At 40.2% G+C, this 630-nt stretch carries 1 protein-coding gene; it reads left to right on the forward strand.

The window, feature by feature from the left end; all coding sequences use genetic code 11:
* Positions 1 to 152: 152 nt before the first annotated feature.
* Positions 153 to 578: an ATP cone domain-containing protein gene (locus ACYQ3Q_RS28430; RefSeq protein ID WP_459931741.1), complete on the forward strand. Its 426-nt coding sequence runs from the start codon at positions 153 to 155 to the stop codon at positions 576 to 578.
* Positions 579 to 630: the final 52 nt, after the last annotated feature.

The following is a 630-nucleotide window of genomic DNA, read 5'->3' on the forward strand; positions in this document are numbered from 1 at the left end:
GTTGATGAACCAATAACTCTACGAGCGATAGGGGGGTTCCATAAGTTAGTGTTGTATTCAGGGATATACACAGCCTCTTGGCGCTCATCGTCGAGGGGCTTTTTTAATCGGAAAAATTGATAAAATTAATAAAATTGGAGGTTATTTAACCGATGATAACAGGAATTATTAAAAGAAATGGAAGAATTGAGACTTTCAATCAAGAGAAAATAGTGCATGCAATTTTTAAAGCGGCCACAGCTTGTGGAGGATCGGACTATGAGCGTGCTGAGGAAATAGGCAGACAGGTTGTAGATGTAATACAAAGAAATTTTAGGGACAAGCAACCGGATGTAGAATCGATCCAAGATCTCGTCGAAAAATTCCTCATAGAAAACGGACATGCCAAAACAGCCAAAGCATATATACTTTACCGTCAAAAAAGGAAAAGCACCCGTGAAATGGATGCGCTAATTGGAGCGACCATTGGAATGTTTTCCGACTATCTGGGAGATAAGGACTGGCAAATTAGTGAGAATGCCAACACACAAAAAAGTATTAATGGTTTAAACAATTATATACGAGAAGTCTTTACCTGAGGACCTGAGGCGGGATTTTTGACAGGTGCTACAGCTGCGGTAGCCTCGAATT

Source organism: Desulfosporosinus burensis, from assembly GCF_054657535.1.